The organism is Microcoleus sp. B4-C1, assembly GCF_036705285.1.
Taxonomy (GTDB): Bacteria; Cyanobacteriota; Cyanobacteriia; order Cyanobacteriales; family Microcoleaceae; genus Microcoleus.
Window position 1 is genome coordinate 15,166 of sequence record NZ_JAUBUC010000009.1, and the last position, 22,936, is coordinate 38,101.

The window sequence follows — 22,936 nt, forward strand, 5'->3', positions numbered from 1 at the left end:
TATTCCACTGTTGTTGCAACTCCCCAATTATTAATTATCGGGTTTGTTTGGGCGATCGGCTTGACAATTAGTTGCGCTTGCTGCTTGGCATCGCTGTGCTTTTAACTAGCTTAGCTCTGCTATATCATTTTATCCTCACATCTTGCACCATTGTCAGGAACAGGCAAGATGCCTGTTCCACAAAGAGTGAATTTTCTTGTGGAACAGGCATCTTGCCTGTTCATAAAAGCTTACTGAGAATGGTGCCACATCCTAAGTTTATACCAACTTGTCTGGAAATAGCGATCGGCACGGTTGACAATCAAGCATCCAGGATACAAGCCCCCGGATTCATCCGTGGGGTCAATACTTCAATTCTAAAATCTAAAATCTAAAATCTAAAATCGGTTGACTGCAAACCGGAAACAGCTTGATTGCGGGACAATCTCTCAACGAGCATAGGGTCCTTTTTTCAAAACCTTAGCCAAAGCGTTATCGTTATCTCGCAAACCTTCGTAAAAAAACATCACTTCTCCTTGAATGCCGCAAGAGCGGTTGTAAGCAATTACTTGCAACAACAGTTCGGGAGTTATGCTATATTTGCTGCCTCGATTCGTCAACAAAATACCGGGCGACACGCACTTTACTTGCTGCCCGCTAAGCTGTCCCCCAATCATTTTATCAACCAATTGTTTGTAAGCATTAAAATCGCGACGATAAAACTGCGGGTGAAACAGATCGACCAAATTTTTGTCAACCCAAGCTTTAGAATCTTGCAAATATTCCGCCAGCCCCCAGTCATAAGGACTCGGCGACATAGATAGCAACAAATCAGGATTAATCGCTTTCACTTCTAGGTATAAACGAGCCACAAACTCAGTAATAATATCAGCACGCCACTGCAGCCAATGTTGCTCTTTACAATCCGATGGTGCTGCTTTACCGCACTCTTCTCGATAGCGTTTAACCGTTTTTTCGTCGTAACCGCCTTCTACCGGAAACGCAATGCGATCGTCTCCTTGAACGCCGTCTACCGGATAATTCTTAGCAACTTCCAGCATCAACCCCAGCACAAAGTCTTGCACTTCCGGGTCAAGAGTATTCATCCAGTCAAAGTTATTTTTCTTAAGTAAATTGCCGCTGGCATCACGGGCGCTCCACTCAGGTTTTTTCGCCAGCAAATGACCGCCGTTGAGATTGTAAGAACTCACAAAGCCGTATTCAAACCAAGGAATCACTTTTAAACCAACTCTCTTGGCCTCAACAATTAATTCTGCCAAGGGGTCGCGACCGCGATACCGCACGTCAATTTCCGCCCCAAATTGTTCGCACATAATTTGAGAAGGATAAGCCGTAAAACCCCCGTTCCAAACTACAGGAAAAATGGTATTAAATCCCGTATCGGCGAGAAAGTCCATTGCGTCAGCAATTCGCTGTTTTGATGTGAGAACTTTGCAGTCAGTGCTGGGTATCCAAACGCCGCGAATTCCACCAGGATTGTCAGCCGCTAACGAACTTGGCAGCCCTGATGGATTTGGTGCAAAAAATCCAGTCGCCAACCGCTGTTGGAACGAAGAGACCAAACTGCGAATTGCAGATTGGAAAGGTGTGAAAAATCGCATTTATTTATTCTTTTTTTTTGTAAGGTGCGGAGTACGCACGCTACGTTATTAATTTGTAGAACCCGATATTATTTATGGATAAGATGCGCCGAAGCACCGCCTATATTATTTTTGAATAAGGTGCGGAGTACGCACCCTATATTGATTGGTAGCACCCGATATTATTTATGGATAAGGTGCGCTGCGCGCACCCCAACATTGTACTATCCAGCGACAGCAGACAACTGCTGGCTCAAAGCTTCTTTCAAAAGTTCTGCCTTATCAGTTTGTTCCCAAGGCAAATCTAAATCAGTGCGTCCGAAGTGACCGTAAGCCGCCACATCTTGATAGAAACGGCCGCCTCTTTCAGCAGGCAAATTCTGCAAGTTAAATGCCTGAATGATTCCCGCAGGACGCAGTTCAAAATGCTGCTTCACAACTTCTAAAAGGCGATCGTCATCAACTTTCCCAGTGCCAAAAGTTTCGATCATCATGCTAACAGGCCGCGCAACGCCGATCGCATAACTCAACTGCACTTCGCACTTTTGGGCCAAACCAGCCGCTACGATATTTTTAGCAACGTAGCGACAAGCATAAGCCGCGCTGCGGTCTACCTTGGTGGGGTCTTTCCCAGAAAAAGCGCCGCCGCCGTGGCGGGAATAGCCTCCGTAGGTATCCACAATAATTTTGCGGCCCGTCAAACCCGAATCTCCTTGAGGCCCGCCAACCACAAATTTGCCGGTGGGGTTGACAAGGAAGCGAGTTTCTGCATCCGGCTTCACGCTAATATCGGCAAACACGGGTTGGACGACTGCAGTCCAAAGGTCTTCTTTGATTTTGGCTTGAACTGCGGCTGTTTCTGTGATGTCGCCGATCGTTTCGGTATGCTGGGTAGAAATTAAAATCGTATCTATGCCAACAGGTTTGCCGTCCTCGTAAATCACCGTAACTTGGCTTTTGCCGTCGGGACGCAGGTAAGATAACTGACCGGTTTTGCGGACTGCGGCCAGTTGACGGCAAATCCGGTGCGCTAAACTAATCGGCAGAGGCATCAATTCCGGCGTTTCGTTGCAAGCAAACCCGAACATCAAACCTTGGTCGCCTGCTCCAATGGCGTCTAATTCCTCTTCACTCGATTGTTCCCGGCTTTCGTGGGCTGTGTTCACCCCTTGAGCAATATCGGGAGACTGAGAATCAAGAGCCACCAACACTGAGCAACTATTGGCCGAAAAGCCGTTGTCAGCGTGGATGTAGCCAATATCGGCTATTTTTTTCCGGGCTAATTCTATGTAATTTACCTGAGCTTTAGTGGTAATTTCGCCCGTCAGCAGCATTAAGCCGGTGTTGACGACAACTTCGGCTGCGACGCGGCTTTTGGGGTCTGCAGTCAGTAAGGCATCTAAAATCGTATCGGAAATTTGATCGCAGATTTTATCGGGATGACCTTCAGTGACCGATTCAGAGGTAAACAGGTAGCGGCGTGACAATGATTATTTCTCCTTAGATAGCGGCTCTTCCTGCGCGACTTCGACGACCAACGAGTTATTTTTCAGGTAAAGGCCAAGAAAGATCGCGTCTGGGCTACCGTCGAATTTTTGTCGGTCTGCAGAGCCGTGTTGAAGCAGGGTTTGAGATTGGGTAAAGTGACACTACTATAGCAAAGTCAGTTCCGGGAAGTCCCTAAAAACTTAGATTTTTTAGGATTGTCGATCGATCTTGGACACCGCTCGTCTACCTCCTAACCTGACAAAGGTTGATGCACAGTAAGATACAGTCAGGGTATCGCCTTGCGGAACGACTATGGCAGGACTCCAAAAATTACCAAACTTGATCCAAACAGTTGCAGACCTAGAATTTCCCGGCGGCCCCATACCGCTTGACTCTCGATTTTATATCGATCGCTCAGGGGCCGAAGCCTTGGTCTGTGCAGAAATTAGCAAACCCGGAGGCCTTGTTCGTATTAAAGCTCCCAAAAAAATGGGCAAAAGTTCGCTGATGCTGCGGATAATTGACGCGGCAGTCGATCGTGGATACCGCACAGTAACTTTAGACTTTCAGCAAGCCGACGCAGCGGTTTTTGGTAGTTTTGATAAATTTTTGCGCTGGCTTTGTGTCAATGTCGCTCGGCAACTCAAACTCGAACCAAATATTGATGAATTCTGGGATGAAGATATGGGCAGCAAGGTAAGCTGCACTATTTACTTTGAAAACTATTTGCTCGAACAAATTGACAGTCCCCTTGTCCCATTGGGGAGCATCTCATATTTGTAAAAACACTTCTTCTGGCTTCTTCCTTCTTCCTCTTTCCTCCTGCCTACTGCCTCCTGCCTACTGCCTCAAAACTCCAATTTATAGCTAGCCTGCAAAAGTGAGATGCTCCCTCCCATTGTCTTGGTGCTCAACGAAATAAATCCAGTATTTTAACGCACCAATATTGCTCAATTTTTTTTGTCGGTGATCCGTTTTTGGTACGAACCAGGTCGCGCTAGCAAAACTTGGCAAAAATTCCGCATCGTTGTTATTCATTCAACATAAATTTATATTGCTTTGAGTCTCAATCACTCTCCAGTTGCTGTGATTTTACCTCAAACTGATGCGACGGCAATTCTGCTTGTTGCTGAACAAATTAGACCAAAAGTGAAAGCTTTGAATATTGTTTTTAACCCGCAGATTCTTGACGGTCTACCTAATTCTGTGGTAACGATTAGTTTGGGAATTGCCAGCGTTGTTCCGAGCGAGGAAAATGATTCGATAACGCTGCTACTGGCGGCTGAAGAAGCTCTTTAGGACTCGAAAAGGCAGGGGCGCGATCGGCTCACTATGAGTACGCTTTTAAATTTTGGATTGGCTACTGTTAATTAGCTAATTCCGGGGAAATATAATTCGTTTCTACACATAACCTGTTGTGCATTTAATTTGTATGTTGAGGGCGGGATTTCCTGCCCAACCCCTACTCCCCACAAAGGGAAAGATTTATTTTACTATTCAATTTACAGCATATTCGGTGGTTGATGAAGTACAGTAGCCGCTAAATTTATATTGTGTGATTTTAATATGTAGGGTGCGGATCTGCGACCTTTTAAATGGAACTTGCAGATTGTTGGTGGCGACGCACCTTACTTACTACAAGATTGTGTGTACCGCACATACATGGAATATGCTGTAAATGCGGATTAGCTTACAAAGTCCGCCCGCGCGGACTCTGAAGAAAAGGATAGTTAAGAACTGGATTTGATGTTAATAACGGGGGACGGTTCTATCAACTACCATTGAATAAGCATCGATACCGCCAACGATATTTTTAACGTTAGTAAATCCTCGATCGGTCAACCACTGGCACATTTGAGCCGATCGCACTCCGTGATGACACAGAACTAAGGTTTCTGTATCGCGATCGAGTCTAGCGTCAATTTCACCAGACCATTCGGCAAACTCGCTCAGCGGAAAAGCTACAAATCCCGGCAGCGCGGCGAGTTCAATTTCGTAAGGTTCCCGCACGTCTACAAGCTGCAATTTCTCAGCATTGGTGTCTGCTAATTGGCGCGCTAATTCTTCGACTGTAATTTGAGCAAAAATTTCTGACATTTGATTAGAAGAAAGAAGTCAGTTGGCAGTTGGCAGTTGGCAGTTGGCAGTTGGCGGTTGGTAGTTGGCGATTGGCAGTAGCTAATAGCTGTGGAATAACAAATAACAACTAACAACTAACAACTGACAACTGACAAATTAATTGACGGGCGCAGGCGGTGGAATTAGCTCCACAGGAGGGGTAGGTGCAGGGCGTCCGTCCAAGCTCACGCTGTCTCTGGGGTCAAGACAAGTGGTGATTAACCGGTCAGTGGGAAAGTCGAGCCTGCCGCTCAAACCGACTACGCATTCAGAAAACTGTTGTGGCAATAAACTGCGGCGGCATCCATCCAGCACTACCAGGGGATCAGCAGGTTGAGTTCGACTTTTGGTGTTAATATTCACTACGCAACTAGCCAATTCCTTGGGACGCCTCACCCGCCGACAGCTAGAGAGCGCTTCGACACCCGGAATATTGGTTTTGCGGTTGATTTCGAGGGCGCATTTAGATATGTCGCGGGGGCGGAGGGCGTCAGCACAAGCGGCGGCTGCGGCCTCTGCTCCCACTCCGGCGTCGATTAGTTCTAGGGCGCAGACGCGATAGGGATTCCTAGAGCGAGGAATTCTAATAGTGATGGCTGAGGCTGGCGAGATTGGCAGTGCTGTTGCCAACAAACCGAGTGCTGCTAGCTGCGTGCCGAGAGCTAATATCCAGCGCGCGGTAGGGTTTGAGCCTGTCGGTGCTGGCTTTGGGGAAGAAGTGCGGGAAAAATTGCGGTTGTGCATGGCAGATCGAGTAGTGAGTTTTTTTGGCTGATTGGGGCGATCGATCGATCGGCTTTTCCTTCAGAATTTACCTCACATTATGGCTCGCGCTGCGGTCGATCGTTTTTTTATCGATCTTTATTTGAATTTTGACCGTTACCAACATATAATATAGAGTCTGCATAAAATTGCATACAGATATTAGAGAGGAAAATAAATGTCTCGATATCGAGGCCCCCGATTGAGAATCGTCCGTCGCCTGAAAGAGTTGCCGGGTCTAACCCGCAAAACCCCCAGACGAGATTATCCGCCCGGACAGCACGGTCAAAACCGCAAAAAGCTCTCTGAGTATGCGGTTCGCTTGCAAGAAAAGCAAAAACTCCGTTTCAATTACGGTGTGACGGAACGCCAACTGCTCCGTTACGTCCGCAAAGCCCGCCGTGTCACGGGCTCCACAGGTCAAGTGTTACTGCAATTTTTGGAAATGCGCTTGGACAATACTGTGTTTCGGATGGGAATGGCTCCAACCATTCCGTCCGCTAGACAATTGGTAAATCACGGTCACATAACTGTCAATGACCGTGAAGTCAATATCGCCAGCTATCAGTGCAAGCCTGGTGATGTGGTTGCTGTGAAAAATAGAGAGCGCTCGCGCACAATGGTAGAAGCTAATCTCAAAGACCCAGGCTTGGCTCACTTGCCGAATCACTTGGAATTTGATAAGCAAAAACTGGTTGGCAAAGTTAATGGCGTTATCGAACGCGAGTGGATTGCTCTACAGATTAACGAACTGCTAGTGGTGGAATACTACTCACGGCAAGCTTAATTTATTAGTCATCAGTCGTTGGTCATTAGTCATCAGTTGGTTGCTAGCAGAATAATTAATAATTGGGTACGAACCCAGTTATTGATTAATTGCTACTGAATAATGAGGACTAAGGACTGAGGACTAAGAATTCATAATTTTCAACACTCCCACCCCCTAAAAAGGGATGGGATTTTTTGAAGGTTTCACTTGTTAATATCGTTTCCGGTTGGATGAGAATGATCACGTCAAGGTCAATAATCTTATATCTTGCACCATTTTCAATAAGCTTTTTATGGACGGGCAGGATGCCCATCCCACAATCAAATTCACTCTTTGTGGAACAGGCATCTTGCCTGTTCTTGAAAATGGTGCAAGATATGAGTAATTCTACATTCCCCACTCCCCACTCCCCATCATAAGGAGTGTAACCGGAATTGATATAACTTCTTTGAATTGCTATTTGCTCAGACGAGACCTGGTTGATGGCATTAAATGATGTCCACCCCTTAACTTTTTCCCTTAAAATGTTTCTTCTCCGGTTGGTTCTTGGTGGACAAGACCTCGCTTTTGAAGGCGATAATTCGCTACAACGGGGTATACAACACCGCGTATCCGATTGATCGCACCTACTGGACGATGAACTGCTAAGCCGTTCCAGGGAGAATATCTCAGGTTTTCGTTGAAATCAGATTGTTTTTCATAATCAATAATCTGATGCTTGACGGTGAGACGACCTACTCTCAAGAAGGGTGATTCTTTTTCCTTCCAGACATTGATGCCATCGTCGATCGGCATTTTTAGGCTGGTTTGGAACTGAATGCCAAAATCCCACCAGTATTGGGCATCAGGTTTCGCCAAGGCTTGAATTAGATCATCCCGGTAATAATTGTCTGGCTTATTAGGATCTAAACCCAAGGCTTTAGCGCGATCGACAAAAGGAATTTTAGGAATTCCCGGTCGAGATTGTTCTGGAATTATCTCGTGCGGTGGTTTGCATGAAACCGGAGTAAACCCATACTTAATTACAGCAGGATATTCGACAGGAACTACACCCGGTTTAGAGGGATCGAAATCGGGATAGAGACCCAAAGCAGAGGGTGAACCGCTCCAATATTTTGCTGTTAGCAAACTCTTCGGAGTCCGGCTACCCGTAAGCGTTGACACAGCTAAAAAGTGTCTGGGATGTCGAATTAGCCACTTCTTCAATGTCTCTGGTGATTCAACCAGAGCAGAAAAAAAGCCGTAGTAATCTTTGATCGTTTGGCTCACAAATATCTCTGAATTGTGAACAATGATGTCCTGGGTTTTTGACTCGTGGCTTTGCGTGAGTCGTTCCCCTTCCACCCCGATGACTTTCACTGAAATTGAGCGCGAATCTTTTTGGTAATCAGGGTATACTTTGGTAGCTCCGTTAGCAAATCGCAACCAAACAGGATATTCTTTGGGTTTTGCTAGCAAACCTTGCTTAAGGGAAATAGCATTGAGTTGTGAAGAACTTAACGAAGCGCGTTTGCCCAATTCCCGTTTAATCGCTTCCTCATCAAAGTCAAAAATTTCCAGAGTTCCTTTAACGCAAGCATGAGTTTTGGCGTGAGTATCTCGCAGCGCCCGCTCTTTATCCCCGTAAAGATTATCCATCCGAAGCTTGGCCTGCTCAACCAAAAGATCGTAATATTTGCGTTCGTCCTGTTCGGGATATTCGGTAAATAACTTTTTGTTCATAACATAACCTTCTGTTAATCGCTAAAAAAGGTTCTACACAAACCGTTGGCTCTGTTAAATAGTATAACTGCTGGTGCAATTGCTCCCGAATTGCCGTAGGCGATCGCTTGCGAAAATATCGCCTTTTTCTTCCAATACGGTTCAGTTAAGCCTGATCCCCCCTAGCCCCCCTTAATAAGGGGGGGACAAGAACTTACTCTTGCGTCCCCCTTATTAAGGGGGATTTAGGGGGATCTCCGGGGAATAAACAGTTTTAACTAAACCGTATTGCTTTTTCTTCCTCATTTTTGAGGGCGCAGGTGTCTTTGCGCCCCCACTACTTTGAGTCTTAGTTGTCAGCTACAACTTAAAGATCGAAGGAGACTTTGTACTTAGGATCGCTTGGAGGAACATTACGATTCACTAAATCAGAGACTGTTTTGGTATTTTGGATAATTTCCCAACCAACCTCAGAAAAAGTTTCCTTATTGAAGACTTTAGGCGATAACAAAGGATTAGTTAAAGCTTGGGAGAAAGCATCAATGCCAATTATCCGTGCTACTAAAGGCGGAATTGCTGAATTTTTGCGAACATCTTCAGCGTACAATCCCACAAATAATTCAATCTTATCAACATGACCGTACAACTCTTTTAATTTCTGTTGAGCGTATTCGTCACCCGTAATTTGATTGAAATCAGTCACCCTGGGATAACCACACATTTCGCGGTAATCGTTATAACTGGCTAACTGCGCCTGCCGTCCGAGTTTAACAGATGCTAGTTCGGTAGCATCAATAAATGTATAGGGTGTTCCTGCGATCTTAAAATCAGGTGTGTTAAACAAACCAATTCTAGTGCCTGGTTGGGAACAACTTTCTTCCATCAATGCACCCAACCCTTTATCGATTAACATCTGATTATTCCAGAGGGAATCGTACATGGATTGTTCTTTACCGTCATAGATAAAGGTTTCCGGAATCGCACTATGCCAGCGATAGACAAAACTAAACTCAATCGCCATCCAATTTTCTCGATACCAACTTTCGTTGGTAAAGGCTTCAGGATCGGCAAAGAACCTAAAATTATAGGGCGTAATGTGGAAAATGTACTCTTCCATAATGATATTGAGAACAATCACCATGAGAATATTTCTCGCGGTTTGGAAGAGCCTCTCATCGTCCCATTCCGGATAGCTTTTGGACAAAACATCACAAATTCGATTATGCTCCCTGATACATAAAGTGTTGAGCATGACATAGCCAACTTGGACGTTTGCCCGTTCAACTCCCATTGCAAATAGCTTGCTTTTCTTTTCGGGGGGTTGTCTTTTCTCATCATTAAGGGGTGCATGAAGACCTTCAAATTGAGGATCGATAATACCCTGCTCAGGATCGGCATAATAAAAGAGTGGATACTCTTCTTCTACGCCATCTTTGCGCTTGAGTTTTTGGGTTTTAAATTTACCGTCTTTGAAAGCTCTGAGCATATTTGTTTGTTTGCGGGTCAACCCGTAAACATTACACATATCAATCTGATGGTTGGAGGTATTTTTGAAGCGGTTTTCCTGATCGATCCGGAGAAAACTATCTGTAAACCACTGCACCCAATAGGGAAAGAGCAGAGTCGATTTTTCCGAATAAATGGTTTTTCCGTCTCTTTTTTGGAATAATGTCTTTACTTTGTCGAGTGGTGGTAAATTCCCTTCTTTGTTGAATTCTGGGTCTGGAGGTAAATGTCGCCCAGTATAAGTCTTGTCTGTAAGTGAATCCCAAGAGATGTAGGTATCAGTTTTCTTGGGATTATCTGTCCCTGGAATTTTGGGATCTAAGCCCATTAAGCTATAGGGAAGCGGGCGAGTCGGAAGTTTGTAAATGATGCTATTGAGAAAAAATTTGTTTAGTTTACGTTTCAGAGGCTCGTAACTTTGAACTAAGTCCCAAATTGGTTTGAAATGAGTCAACGTATATGCCAAAGCTTTGTTGCTGAATCCATCTCTAGATGTATCTCTTGTCATGATTGCTTTTCCTTTCGATTGTTGTAGATTAGGTAGATTACAAAGTCTTCTTATGTTCGCTTCTGAGAGATTGATAAAGTTCGATCATTTTTCTATATTTTCAATTACTTTGGAGAGAATTTTTTGCAGATTCTTAGGCCGATAGTCTTGGCGTTTTTTCAATCGCTCGATCGCGCTTTCATGAATATCCTCAAGGGTCTCCCCCACCTCGCGCCACTTGATTCCTGCCAATTTGAAGAACCCAGGATTGTTTTGAAATGGAGCCTTATAATCAGGCTGGATATCCTTAATGGCATCTGGGTGGAATTCAAGCTTCAATTCAAAGTCACTGATTTGATCCAACATCCACTTCAAGACAGCATCTGATAACCCGCGGTATTCTGGCGTACCACCGCCGATGCAGCCATGCTCGCCTGGAAACCAAACTTGACGAAGCTTCTGGTTCGGGGCATCAGGATTTTTCTTCATCAGGGTAACATCAAAGATTTCGCGAATTTCGTCGATCGCAACGGCGTGCAACGCATTCTCAATATCCTTATTTAAAGTGGTGTCGTGGAATTTGTACCTTGTTTTGATCTGTCCCTCAAACTTCTTCAAGGCGGGTACAAGAGGAATACCAAGGGCTCCAACGGTGTCGAAACAACCAAGCAAGGTAATCGGGACGCGATCGCCCTTATCTTTGCCGAATTTTTCGCGGAAACTCTTTGCTTCCGAATGCTTTGGTGAAATCTCTCGCTTACGGTAAAGCTCGTAAGCTTGTGATGCCATGGTAACGTTACGGCGGGATAGGAGACCGGAGCAATAGATCATCCCCGCTAGACTCCTGACTGTGTAAGCACCGCGACTGAACCCGAATAGATAGATTTCGTCACCCTGATCGTAGTTGAAAGAAAGAAAACGATAGGCATCTTGTATATTTTTATCGATTCCCAGCCCAGTGACTCCGCCCACAATCTTGTTACTGTCTACTCCAATTCCCTCGTCATAAAACACAATCTGCGGAACCCCGTCACTGGCTGTCCGTTTGACGGCCTGGGCAAGCCTAACCACATTAGTTGGGCAATGAGTATCTAGTTTGTTCCAAGTTCCATCACAGCAAACTATCAGACGTTTCCCTGGTTTCGTCATTTTTATATTCTCTCTTTGAATTTGAAATTGGAGAGCGAGCTGTCTTTGGTAATCGGTTACAAGAGAATTGCCAATTCCGGTGTTTCTATCGCCTGACAGCGATCGCTGATTATTGATTGCTGGAAATCGATATTTTGGTGGCAATCTTTAGCTTTTTCGATTCTCAGGATAGTAGTCTCAAAACACCATCAAGTCTAGTTGGCTGTATTAAAATGTTAATTTTATTTATATTTCTTAACTAAAAATTATAGTGTGAAATAGTAGGTTGGGTTCTGGGAAAGTCCTCGATTTACCTAAAACGTAAAAAATTCAGAGCGTGAAATAGTAGGATGGGTTCTGGGAAAATCCTCAATTCTCCTAACAGAAGTAGCGATCCGACGCCCTAGCTAACACACCTTTAAACACATTTACGCTCTGCCTTGTCAGCTTGTCAAACAGCTATATCTGATCGATTTGTCCGTTGGCTGCAAGATAATAGTGAGGTATTGGCTACAGAGGTATCAGGTTGGATGCTCTGTTGAGGTTAAAATTTGTTTCAATCACTCTCAGGTTTTCTGCGATGTGGTTGAAGTTTTTAACAATCTGTGGGTTTTTCTGGTTTCTCGATCGGCAAATTTGTGCGAAAACTTCCTAGCCCCGGTTAAATTTGAAACTTCCAAAAGTGGGGACGATCGACCGCAGCGACTGGCTACGAGGTTCTCGCACCAAAACCAAAGGCACAAGAGCAATCAGCCGCACAGTAGCCGAGAGGGCAAACACTGCTCCCAAACTCATGCCCGGAAGTTCGGCAAGAAAGCCGCCGGCGGTAGTTCCCAAAGCCCCAGCTAATCCCGAAACCGCTGCGCCGATCGCAAAATAAGTCGAAGGTTGCTCGATCGACGCTATCTCCATTTGAATATTGTTAGTACACAGCGCGATCGCCCCTAAAGTCGTTCCCCCCAGCAAGTGCAGCAGCGGCAGCCATACCCATAGGGCAAACGGGTAATTCCCCGTACCCAACCACAGCAAAGGCGTTATCGCCACCACCAGCCCAACCGCAATTAGCAGGGGGCGATTTCCCCAGCGATCGGCCAACTTACCCCAAAACATCAGCAGCACTAGATTTGCGCCGGAACTTAAGCTGGTGTAAATCGTTACCAAACTCACATCCAAGCTTAAATTTTTCAGCAGGTAGATATTAAAAAAAGGCGCGCTGAGATTAACAGCAAATGTCCACACACTGAAGTAAAGAATAAATATTAAAAAATTAGAATCTTTCAGCACAGAAGGCACAAAATCTGTTACTTGCTTTGCTTTTTTCTCTGTAAGTCGATCGCTCTGTGCATTTTTTTTGTATACCTGCGGATTCACATCAACCATCAAGGATTGACACCCCAAACTAATCATTCCCGCCAAAACACCCACCAATAAAACAATACCGTAGCCCAAAATTGGGCCGCCGTCCCAAGTTGACACTCCCAATCCCATCAACGGCACTGCCAGCAAAGTGATGAGGCTGACAGCACTGTTGCGAAAGCCAAAATAGCGTCCCCGCAAGCGCTGAGGAACCACAGCAGCCATCCAACTGAACCAGCTAGAATTGGCCAAAGCTGCCAGCATACTAGCTGCTACGACTGTTACCAGTGTCCATTGCAGCAGTTGGTCGAGGTCTGCGTGCTGGGAACCCCAAACAATTGCCACCGCCAGCACCAGCCACAGCAGCCGCGAAATGCTGAATACAAATAGGTTGTAGCAGCGGCGGCTGGTTGTCCGATCTGCGATGTAGGCTCCTAATGGTTGCAGGAGATTTACCACCATCGGAATAGCAAAGAATATACCTATTTCCACGCTACTCGCGCCGAGTTGCAGCAAGAAGTTGCTCAGCAGCACGCCGGTGGTCGCCGACTCGAAGATAGTGGCAAAAACGCCGTCTAGAGTTGAGGCTTTCAGGGTCGATCGAACGTCTTTTTTGGAAAATTTGAGAGCTATTTTTGGAGAGAGAACGAGCTGAAATATTTTCGGGTCTACTATTTCTACTATTTCTGCAGTCTGAAGAGATAGAGGTTCATTTAACTCTGCAACTGGTTCAACCATAGTCAATCGATTTTAGATTTTAGGTTTTAGATTGTAGATTGGATAATTGAAGTAACAGGGTTAGATAAAACCAGCCCCACCTTCAAGAGGCTAACTCGAAAGTAGGACTGGCACGTCCGGGTAATTCAGATCAATATAAATGACTTGCGATCGCTAGGACATCAACCGGTTGGGAGATATAAATTTGCTAATTGTGAAAAAGTAGGTTTTAGGGCTTAACCAGGAAGCGAGCGCAGCATTTGGCATACCAAAAATTTCTCGAATTCCGCCTCAAACAAGTGTCCCCAAGGGCAAAAGCAAATTTCGCGCGAGCTCATCGACTCGGCTCTGACACCTTTACGGCTAGGTAAATTTATAGAAGGAAAGACGATCGACTTGCCGAGTATCGCTGCTAACGATTTGTACCTAATTGCTGGAATCCGTTTGTTCAGTGCCAGCGCTCGCGATCGAGATTCCGAGTTTTTTGTGAAAATCGCCCCCAGGTGCCGGTAAAGCTTCGGAGTGGGTTATTGGCGATCCTCTACGGGGGCTCCGCTAACGCACCTCCACAAAAGTGTGGCTGCGATCGGCAACTGGTAGGACAAAATTATTACTTGACAAAAATCACCCTAACTGACGATAATAGCAAACCCTAAAATTAAGCTTAAATGTTTAAGGGGTATCAGTGCTAAGGCGTGATGTCGATCGCCAGCAAATTTACGTATTTCTGCATTTGATCGTGACTAAAACTCAACCTTTATCGGGGTATACACTGCCAGTATTTGCCTGTGCGGCCGCACTTGCAGCTTTGCGGTGCTTACGCGCAGGTATTCAGTCTCTAGATAGCGTATCAGTCAATTTACTGGAACCGCCAATAACGGCAGAAATTCCGATCGAACAGGCGTCTGTACTCAAAACTGATACCGCTTTAGGAGTGACTCGCTCCGATCCGGGGGACAATCTCGATCTGACTCGCAATACCCCCGTTTGGGCAATGGTGGAATTGGGGAATTGCGAAGAGGGAGAGCAGATTGTGATTCTCGGCGGTGAAGGTATAGGGCGTCACACAGTCGGTGGAGGGGCGGCGATCTATGATTACGCAATGCGGCTGCTGCGATCGAATCTGACCCTAAAACTCGCACGGGGCGAAAAAATTACTGTCACCCTGATTCTGCCGTCTGGGCGGCAACTAGCCACCCGCACTTCTAACGAAGCTTTCGGCGTGGTAGAAGGACTTTCGCTGCTGGGTACAACTGGCATTTCTCAACCGCTGAGTGCCCCTGGACAGTTGGAAGTTTACCGCGAACAACTGCAACAAAAAGCCGAATTGTTTGACTGTTTGGTTTTCTGCATCGGCGAAAACGGCTTGGATTTAGCGCGACAACTGGGGATTAATCCTGATAGGCTCGTCAAAACCGCTAACTGGCTCGGCCCGCTGCTGGTAGAAGCCGGATATCAGGGCGTGCAGTCAATTTTGCTGTTTGGCTATCACGGGAAACTGATGAAATTGGCGGCGGGGATTTTTCACACTCACCACCACCTCGCTGACGGGCGCAGGGAAATTCTCACAGCTTACTGTGCTAAAGCTGGAATGCCCGCCGATGCGTGTTCCGCAATTTTTGCCGCAGCGACAGCCGAAGAGGCTCTTGGGCAACTGCGGGCTTTAGACGCCGAGTTTGGGAGCAATTGGGTCGATCGAATTTATGGCGACATCGCCCGACAAATAGACTTGCGCTCATCGGATTGCATTTTTACTCACACTAACTTGCACATCCCCGTGGGCTCGGTAATGTTCGGGCGCGATCGCAAAATTATTGTTAAAAGTGATATAGGAGATACATTTTTGACCCAAATTTGTTAATCTAGTGTGAATATCCCTGAATTCTGTTTAAAACATCGCTCAGGGATAATATTTAACAAGTAATAATTCTTTGTCCCTAGACCTTAATTATACTAGGTTGCTTCGGGAAGCTATTTCTGAAGCAATAATTCAATTAATTAGGGTAAGGCTCGAAGTAAATCTATGCTTGCCCTGTGCCCGATTAATCGACTAACATCGCTGACTGCAATCTAGTATGAATAAGATTTATTCCTAGCGACTAATGGTTCCTCGCCTTCCTTAGAATTGTACTGAGACCGCGACAGATACCTCCGCTACTTTCGACCCAATTAGCAATTAGCAATTACGCAATAACCGTGACTACTCAAATAGAAACTGAATCCGTTCTCACAAACTCTTTTGTGGAGCAGATAGAGCGCCAGATAATCGTGATTCTCGACTTCGGTTCGCAATATTCCGAACTGATTGCTCGTCGAATTCGCGAAACTCAAGTATATTCAGAAGTTATTTCTTACCGCACTACGGCAGAACAGTTAAAAGCTATCAATCCTAAAGGAATTATTCTGTCAGGAGGCCCGAGTTCTGTATACGATGAAAGAGCTCCCCACTGCGACCCAGAAATTTGGAATTTGGGAATACCGGTGTTGGGAGTGTGTTACGGGATGCAGTTGATGGTAAAGCAGCTCGGAGGCACGGTTGAGCGGGCTAAGTTAGCCGAATACGGCAAGGCGTCGCTATTTATTGACGATCCTACGGATTTGCTGACAAATGTCGAAGAAGGCAGCACGATGTGGATGAGCCACGGAGACTCCTGTTCCGAGTTGCCGTCGGGTTTTGAGATCCTCGCTCACACAGACAATACTCCGTGTGCTGCTGTGGCTCACCACGAGAAAAATTTGTACGGGGTTCAGTTTCACCCCGAAGTAGTTCACTCGATCGGGGGAATAGCTTTAATTCGCAATTTTGTTTACCACATTTGCGAGTGCGAACCGACTTGGACGACTGCTACTTTTGTTGAGGAATCGATTCGCGAAATTCGCGCACAAGTGGGAGACAAACGAGTTTTGCTGGCTCTATCCGGCGGTGTAGATTCTTCTACTTTGGCTTTCTTGCTGCACAAGGCGATCGGCGACCAACTTACCTGTATGTTTATCGACCAAGGGTTTATGCGGAAGTATGAACCAGAACGGTTGGTAAAATTATTTAAAGAGCAATTCCACATTGACGTTGAGTATGTTAATGCTCGCGAACGCTTTTTAGCTCAACTTGAAGGGATTACCGATCCTGAAGTAAAACGTAAGCGGATCGGTCACGAATTTATCAACGTATTTGAAGAAGAATCGAAGCGTCTGGGCCCCTTTGACTACCTCGCCCAAGGTACTCTTTATCCTGATGTGATTGAGTCGGCTGACACTAATGCAGACCCGAAAAGTGGTGAGCGAGTTGCTGTTAAAATTAAAAGCCACCACAACGTCGGCGGTTTGCCGAAAGATTTGCGATTTAAGCTGATTGAACCGCTGCGAAAACTGTTTAAGGATGAGGTGCGAAAAGTCGGCCGGTCGATCGGGCTTCCTGAAGAAATCGTAAACCGACAACCTTTCCCCGGCCCGGGATTGGCGATTCGGATTATCGGAGAAGTTACCGCAGAGAGACTAAATATTTTGCGGGATGCTGACTTCATTGTTCGCCAAGAAATTAATCGGCACGGATTGTACGGTGAACTTTGGCAAGCTTTTGCAGTTTTGCTGCCGATTCGCAGTGTAGGCGTGATGGGCGATCAGCGCACTTATGCTTATCCCATAGTCTTGCGATTTATTAAGAGTGAAGACGGGATGACGGCTGACTGGGCGCGGGTTCCTTACGATTTGTTGGAACTGATCTCGAATCGGATTGTGAATGAGGTTAAGGGGGTGAACCGGGTGGTTTACGATATTACTTCTAAGCCGCCGGGAACGATCGAGTGGGAGTGATTTCTAGTTAGCGATTAAGTAGGCGGACTAATTTTTTTGTCTGTCTACTTATTTGGATTTTGGATAAAAAGTCAACAGTCGTTACTTGTTGACAAGTGATTGAAGAAGAGGTAGTTCTTCCTATGAAGGTCTGAAACATTTGCACAGCAAGAGGTTCAGACTCGTGAAAAACGAAAATTATCACTGTGACACTTGAAGGGCCGAAGGTTGGTTCTAACTGACATCTTGCACCATTCTCGATAAGCATTTTAGGAACAGGCTTTTCGGCCTGTTCCACAAGAAAATTCACTCTTTGTGGAACAGGCCGAAAAGCCTGTTCTTGAGAAGGGTGCAAGATGTGGGTTCTAATTGTTCCACCGCTGCATTGGTTTCAATGTTGTGACTTCGATCACTGGTAACACGGACTTGGTTCACCGAATATTTTCAGTATTATCACGGAAAAAAACTAGCACCATCACTTGCTCTTAGAAGAAACCACGAGATGATTAAGGTGTCGAGTTCAAAACAATTTCATGTCTCCAGTTAATCTTCTCCCCGGCGCTATCAACGAATTAATTGCCACTGTCACCGATACTCACCGCGTTACCAAAGCTGACCGCTACGGCATGATGGCCGCCATCCTCGATGAGTCTATCAGTGAAGAAGAACGTGGCTCACTCGATCGTCTGATTCGCTCCCTGGTCAAAGGTAGGATTCAAGTCAGTGATGAACTCTCCATCGTCTCCTAAGCAGAAAGCTCGTTGAGAACTCGACACTCTACAAGAGCTTTCGATTGGGAAAGTTTAGGCAAGTCACTGATACAACTCTCTAGGGATAGCTTTTTGTATAATGCACTTTTGAGATAGACGATTAGCATTCACAACGTCATAAACATTATGACGGATAGCTGTATTCAGCAACGCCGAAAAAATATATAGAACATCCACACCATTCGGCTAACTAAGAAAGAAAGAACACGGGGGCTGAAGTCCGCCGTGTCGCTTCCCTCTGGGGACTAAAGTCTCGCTCGTTTCCCACATCCCGTATTATTTTTAGGATTTATTAATTTGCCCTCTAATTTTAGGATGGTAATTATATCAAGTCTGAGCGATCGATCGCCATACCGCAGCCTATGGGGGTTGACGAATATTTGCATTAGGAATCCGAGTTCCGGGTGAATCCGTCCCTAAAGGATTGGAATGCTTTCCTAACTATCGGCCTATATTGCGCTTCATGCGATCGAGTTCTTCGTCTGCTTCCCAGCGTTGAAACTTTTCTTCTAAAGGATCTGCCGCATTAAAACTGTTATAATTTGAACTCTGATTCCAACCCTTTGTATCCCAATTTGGCTCTGTTTTAGTGGTAGGGCGAGTTGCGGCTTCTGCCGCTTTGGCTCGGACTTCTTTTCGCCGTACTTGAATTTGGCGGTACAGTTCTTTTGCTTTTTCAATCCGTTCTTTGCAGCCTTGCATTTGACCCCAGCGCTGATTTCCCTGACGCAGCAAAGCGGCTTGTCGCTCTTGGGCGGCTTGAGCTAAATCGAGCCTTTGAGCAGCTTTAGCTTTGTTGATCCGATCGTTCCAGCGCTGAATTTCTTGGGCGGCCGAGAGGATTTCGGCTTGCAGTTTTTTCTCTTGTTTTTGGATATCGAGAATCAGCCGCAGAGTGTCTTCTTCTTGTTCCTTCAGTTGTTCTTCTATTGCCTGCAATTCCAGATGGGGATTGCTACGCAAAAATTCTTCTAATCTGGTTTCTAGAAAGCGGCTGAAATCATCAAATAAGCCCATTTTTTATAATTCCTCAGTCAATCGATTTTAGATTTTAGATTTTAGATTTTAGATTTTAGATTTTAGCATTGACCCCACGGATAAATTCGGGGGGCAAGTTTCTCGGATACAGGTTTTTTATTTCTGGACGGATGAATCCGGGGGCTTGTATCCTGGATGCTTTCGGTCATTAGTCATTGGTCATTAGTCATTGGTCATTAGTTATTAGTCATTGGTTCTTAGTCACTGGCGATCGATCATCGGTCATTAGTTGTCGGTTATTATAACTGTTTTCACTGCTCGTGATATACAGCCCGATCGCTGCCCATTACCGATTACCGATGATCTAACTCATAACTAATGACTAATGACTCATAACTGATGACTGATTAGAACTTTTGTCCTACAAAAACCGATCGCACATCTCCTCCCTTGCGAATCACTGCTTCTTGATTTTTGATTTCTGCCAGCGTCCAACCGCTAGCGCCGATGCTTTCGCCGACATAAATTCTGCGGGCTACGCCGTCTACTTCAAACAAAGCAGCCGATCGATCGCCCAACTCCAAAATCCCAACCAACGTGTGCGCGGAAGTCGGGGCGCTGCTGACGGCCGGTGCCGATTGCTCGGGCGCGGGCGCGGATTGCTGGGCTGGGGGCGCTGGTGCCGGTTCGGTTTCGCGAGCCAAAATCTTTGGCTGGGGAGACTCCGAGGGGGAAGGGGAAGCGGCGAGGGGATCTCGATTGCCTGCAGCGGCGATCGCACGACCCGAGGCTGGAGCAGCCGGTGAGGGGGAAACTGCGCCGGTTTGAGGAGCCGCCGGAGCCGCCGGAGCCGCCGGAGCCGCAGCCACCTGAGCAGGCGGAGCCACAGTCACCTGAGCGGGGGGAGGGATGACTACGATTTGGGGTGCTGGTGCTCCCGGCTGTGCGCCGGCTTGTTCTAGGGCATCAGCGATGCGGTTGACTGCTGAAGACAGACCTGCGGTTGCGGGCGGCGCGCCGGAAATTTGAATGCTCGGCAGCGTCCCTGGGGTGGGGGCTGCGGGAACTCCTGCAAGTTGCGGGTTAGCTTGGGGTGCTTTTTTTTGTTCGATCGCTTCTAGGGAGCGCTGCACGTATTCCACAAACTGGGTATCTGGTGCTGTTTTGCCACTTGCTGCGGGTGTCTCTGGTGCGGGGGCGGCGGGCAAGCGCACGAGTCCCGACCTGCTTGCGAGCCATAACCCCATGACTAGCAGCAGCGACCCAAATGCTGCTCCCAGCAGCATTCTGTCGAATGATTGTTTGGACTGCTGTTTTTTGGTTGTTTCTAGGGCGACTTGGCGGGCGATCGCTTCTACGTCTTTTTCGCCCTGCTGCGACTGGGGGGGTGCCAACTGCGACAAAACTATTTGAGGTACCGAGATCGACTTGAGCGCCACGAATTCTGGCTGCACTGGTTCCGATGGCAGTCCGCTGCTGCCGTCGAATGCTCGATCGACTCCTTCAAACAGTTCGTCCATCAACCGATCGGCGTAGGACTCTACTGCCACTGCTTCGGCTGGCACTGTTTCCACCGTCGCCCTCACGGCGATCGGCTCTGACGCTGATTCCAAAGACATCTGTTCGGCGATTACTTTTTGAGGCATAGTTTTCTGTTTGCTCCCGCTCCTCGACAACCCTGAGATTCTCAACTATCAGACTTCTACAGGATACTTGTGATGTTGACCAATTCTTGGCTCAGAACAGGTCAATTGTATCTCACCCATCACCATATTTTTAGTCCTCGGCCAACTTACTTTGCCCGATCGACTTTTGTTTTACCTGTTTTGGGACTTTTCGCCCCTGTTTTCTGCTGCCAGTCTTATTTGCTTACCCTGACTTTTACTGCATATTCTACTGCTTTTGTCAACCCCACCCTCCGGGTCTTCACAGTTTTTGACATACAGCTTTACTTTATGCTCTCGAAAAAAAGCGGGTTTTTTGTCGCTGTTTCCGATCTCATTGCTGCTTTGACAAGGATTTCAGACTTTTACTCGTCTTAAGTTTGTTAGTCAGCTTGCTTGACAGTAGTAACAGGTTGCAGATTTTCTCATAAGTCATGGCTGCAACAGTGGTAACAACCGCTGTAATTCCCCACAAGCTGCCTGAAGCGATCGCGGCGCATCTTCTGGTAAGCTCTGAGAATAACATCGATCGGCTAAATCCTCAACAGCGGTTTTGCAAACAGCCTCATTATTCTCAAATTTTGCATAAGCAGCCTCCTCATTCACAGCTTCTCCCTGCAAATAGTGTATCCAAGTCTCAATATTGCGCTTGGGAACAAAAATCGCGATCGCCTCATTCGGTTCCCTAATTTCCTGCTTATGTTCATCAAGCACACTAGCTAACCAATTAAGTCTTGCTGCCAGCGTACCCGTATCTGCATCAATTAACACAACTAATCCAATCGCCACCCGGTTTTTATTCTGGCGATAAGCTTTCACTTCCTCCGGATACTGACTGCGTACATACTGTTCTCCAGATTGGCTACCTTTCGGACAAATATTAGCTCTAAATTGACCTGTAAAACCTCGCTTTTTTAGGAAATAACGAGCAAAAACTTCCTGCTGTCTGTCCTCGCAGAGAATGACAATCTGAACTCTACGCTGACTCATTCAACCATCCCCGTGCAATCAGTTCAGAAACTGGCAATCCCGAATTGTCCGCTACTTCCTTGCTAATTCGTTTGAGTCGAACAGCAGCATTGCTTTGACGCTCAAACCAATAGCCAATCGGTGAAGCTAAAAGATAGTTAATTAACTCAGGATGGTGAGAAATTAGTAATGTTTGAAGTTTTCCCTCGCTACAAAGGTCATAAAGCTCAATCAGCCAGGGTTGAATTTCTGGCAAGGCTAAAAAGTTTTCCGGTTCATCAATCCACAAGGTATAATCTTCAGATTTAGTACCGTAAATCAGCGCGTATAAAGCAACTAATGTTTTTTGTCCGTCCGACAATTCTCTGAGACGATATTCAATTGGCTTGCTGTTATCTGTTTGTCCTGAAAACCGCAGTTTTAACACCACATTATCTTCGCTTACTCGCTCAAACTTAAAATTGTTGAATCCATCCAACACATCTCTTAAAATATTTCCAATCTCAGCAACTTTACCTTGGTCTTCAGATAAGTAGCGATACCAAGAAACAAAATTTTCCATCTTAGGAGTCAAACGCCTTTGTTCTTGGCTACTTTCATCAACCATCAAGCTGGGTACAACTTGCACGATGATAAATCGCGCCATCCGTTCTCTAAACCAAGTTAACTTCGTGTTGTCGTTTCTTGGCATTAATGAAGGCAGAATAGATTGCGACCAGTCAAACTGGTATTTCGGGCCCGGTGAATAATCATCTCGATAGAGTTGAACTTCGCCGAATTCAAATTGTAGTAAAGGCTGGTTATCAAAGAGCAGACTCTCGTACCTAACACGACATTTATCTCCATACTCATCGATTTGTAATTGATATGTGTAGCAGCCGTCATTACCGAGAATTTCTAGCTCGAAACGCTGAATTTGTAAGGTTTGCCAGCGGGTGAAGTCCGCAGGTCTGAAAATTCCTTCTACCTTACTCTCACCGCTGACTAATGCTTGGATTTTCTGCAAGACTTCAAAAACTGTTGATTTACCCGATCCGTTAGAACCCAGAAATAGATTAATGGCATCAAAATCTAGTTCAAAATTTACCAAACAGCGAAAATTGTCAATATATATTCGTTTCAGCATGGGATTTTTTCACTCATAATTCCTCTAG

20 protein-coding genes are annotated in these 22,936 nt (G+C 46.0%); 8 read left to right on the forward strand and 12 right to left on the reverse strand.

The window, feature by feature from the left end; all coding sequences use genetic code 11:
* The first annotated feature begins 212 nt into the window (after window positions 1-212).
* The gene (locus QUB26_RS05410; protein WP_333302960.1) at window positions 213-374 is read left to right on the forward strand and encodes a hypothetical protein; all 162 of its coding nucleotides are present in this window, start codon (window positions 213-215) and stop codon (window positions 372-374) included.
* 54 nt (window positions 375-428) lie between these two features.
* On the opposite strand, the gene QUB26_RS05415 is transcribed toward QUB26_RS05410, so the two are convergent.
* Window positions 429-1,601: a family 10 glycosylhydrolase gene (locus QUB26_RS05415; RefSeq protein WP_333317050.1), complete on the reverse strand. Its 1,173-nt coding sequence runs from the start codon at window positions 1,599-1,601 to the stop codon at window positions 429-431.
* Window positions 1,602-1,804: 203 nt separating this feature from the next.
* Window positions 1,805-3,067 carry a methionine adenosyltransferase gene (metK, locus tag QUB26_RS05420; RefSeq protein WP_333317052.1) on the reverse strand — a complete coding sequence of 421 codons (1,263 nt, stop codon included), beginning with the start codon at window positions 3,065-3,067 and terminating at the stop codon, window positions 1,805-1,807.
* A 313-nt stretch (window positions 3,068-3,380) separates the two neighbouring features.
* Between metK and QUB26_RS05425 the strand changes: the two genes are divergently transcribed.
* The 3 genes from QUB26_RS05425 (at window position 3,381) to QUB26_RS05430 (ending at window position 4,367) form a co-directional block, all read left to right on the forward strand.
* Window positions 3,381-3,851 carry an AAA-like domain-containing protein gene (locus QUB26_RS05425; RefSeq protein ID WP_333237516.1) on the forward strand — a complete coding sequence of 157 codons (471 nt, stop codon included), beginning with the start codon at window positions 3,381-3,383 and terminating at the stop codon, window positions 3,849-3,851.
* Window positions 3,852-4,013: 162 nt separating this feature from the next.
* Window positions 4,014-4,115, forward strand: a complete 102-nt coding sequence (locus QUB26_RS31945) for an AAA-like domain-containing protein (protein WP_445299588.1) — start codon at window positions 4,014-4,016, stop codon at window positions 4,113-4,115.
* A 12-nt stretch (window positions 4,116-4,127) separates the two neighbouring features.
* Window positions 4,128-4,367 carry a hypothetical protein gene (locus QUB26_RS05430; protein ID WP_333237519.1) on the forward strand — a complete coding sequence of 80 codons (240 nt, stop codon included), beginning with the start codon at window positions 4,128-4,130 and terminating at the stop codon, window positions 4,365-4,367.
* Between the two features lie 450 nt (window positions 4,368-4,817).
* Here the strand turns inward: QUB26_RS05430 and QUB26_RS05435 are convergent, their stop codons facing one another.
* Complete coding sequence (locus QUB26_RS05435) at window positions 4,818-5,165, reverse strand: rhodanese-like domain-containing protein (RefSeq protein ID WP_333317055.1); 348 nt, start codon at window positions 5,163-5,165, stop codon at window positions 4,818-4,820.
* Between the two features lie 138 nt (window positions 5,166-5,303).
* Window positions 5,304-5,930, reverse strand: a complete 627-nt coding sequence (locus QUB26_RS05440; protein ID WP_333317057.1) for a hypothetical protein — start codon at window positions 5,928-5,930, stop codon at window positions 5,304-5,306.
* 196 nt (window positions 5,931-6,126) lie between these two features.
* Here QUB26_RS05440 and rpsD point away from each other — a divergent pair, with 196 nt between their 5' ends.
* Window positions 6,127-6,735: a 30S ribosomal protein S4 gene (gene rpsD, locus QUB26_RS05445; protein ID WP_172190738.1), complete on the forward strand. Its 609-nt coding sequence runs from the start codon at window positions 6,127-6,129 to the stop codon at window positions 6,733-6,735.
* A gap of 501 nt (window positions 6,736-7,236) precedes the next feature.
* On the opposite strand, the gene QUB26_RS05450 is transcribed toward rpsD, so the two are convergent.
* From QUB26_RS05450 to QUB26_RS05465, 4 genes are all read right to left on the reverse strand, one after another.
* Window positions 7,237-8,439, reverse strand: a complete 1,203-nt coding sequence (locus QUB26_RS05450; protein ID WP_333237527.1) for a catalase — start codon at window positions 8,437-8,439, stop codon at window positions 7,237-7,239.
* 346 nt (window positions 8,440-8,785) lie between these two features.
* Window positions 8,786-10,432 carry a peroxidase family protein gene (locus tag QUB26_RS05455; RefSeq protein WP_333237530.1) on the reverse strand — a complete coding sequence of 549 codons (1,647 nt, stop codon included), beginning with the start codon at window positions 10,430-10,432 and terminating at the stop codon, window positions 8,786-8,788.
* Between the two features lie 84 nt (window positions 10,433-10,516).
* A complete protein-coding gene (locus QUB26_RS05460; protein WP_333302621.1) occupies window positions 10,517-11,560 on the reverse strand; it encodes a DUF2235 domain-containing protein in 1,044 nt (347 codons plus the stop codon).
* Window positions 11,561-12,190: 630 nt separating this feature from the next.
* A complete protein-coding gene (locus QUB26_RS05465) occupies window positions 12,191-13,633 on the reverse strand; it encodes an MFS transporter (protein WP_333237536.1) in 1,443 nt (480 codons plus the stop codon).
* 718 nt (window positions 13,634-14,351) lie between these two features.
* Here QUB26_RS05465 and cbiD point away from each other — a divergent pair.
* The 3 genes from cbiD (at window position 14,352) to QUB26_RS05480 (ending at window position 18,150) form a co-directional block, all read left to right on the forward strand.
* A complete protein-coding gene (gene cbiD / locus QUB26_RS05470; protein ID WP_333237651.1) occupies window positions 14,352-15,473 on the forward strand; it encodes a cobalt-precorrin-5B (C(1))-methyltransferase CbiD in 1,122 nt (373 codons plus the stop codon).
* 347 nt (window positions 15,474-15,820) lie between these two features.
* Entirely contained in the window at window positions 15,821-17,422 is a 1,602-nt protein-coding gene (gene guaA / locus QUB26_RS05475) for a glutamine-hydrolyzing GMP synthase (RefSeq protein WP_445299589.1), read from the forward strand.
* Between the two features lie 512 nt (window positions 17,423-17,934).
* Window positions 17,935-18,150 (forward strand): hypothetical protein, encoded by a 216-nt coding sequence (locus tag QUB26_RS05480; RefSeq protein WP_006631949.1) that lies wholly within the window; start codon window positions 17,935-17,937, stop codon window positions 18,148-18,150.
* A gap of 462 nt (window positions 18,151-18,612) precedes the next feature.
* On the opposite strand, the gene QUB26_RS05485 is transcribed toward QUB26_RS05480, so the two are convergent.
* The 4 genes from QUB26_RS05485 to QUB26_RS05500 form a co-directional block, all read right to left on the reverse strand.
* The gene (locus QUB26_RS05485; protein ID WP_333054634.1) at window positions 18,613-19,188 is read right to left on the reverse strand and encodes a TIGR04376 family protein; all 576 of its coding nucleotides are present in this window, start codon (window positions 19,186-19,188) and stop codon (window positions 18,613-18,615) included.
* Between the two features lie 368 nt (window positions 19,189-19,556).
* A complete protein-coding gene (locus QUB26_RS05490; protein ID WP_333237542.1) occupies window positions 19,557-20,795 on the reverse strand; it encodes a hypothetical protein in 1,239 nt (412 codons plus the stop codon).
* Window positions 20,796-21,245: 450 nt separating this feature from the next.
* Window positions 21,246-21,803 (reverse strand): hypothetical protein, encoded by a 558-nt coding sequence (locus tag QUB26_RS05495; RefSeq protein WP_333237544.1) that lies wholly within the window; start codon window positions 21,801-21,803, stop codon window positions 21,246-21,248.
* On the reverse strand, window positions 21,790-22,908 hold the full coding sequence (locus QUB26_RS05500; RefSeq protein WP_333237547.1) for an AAA family ATPase: 1,119 nt from the start codon (window positions 22,906-22,908) through the stop codon (window positions 21,790-21,792). The genes QUB26_RS05495 and QUB26_RS05500 overlap by 14 nt, the downstream gene beginning before the upstream one ends.
* Window positions 22,909-22,936: the final 28 nt, after the last annotated feature.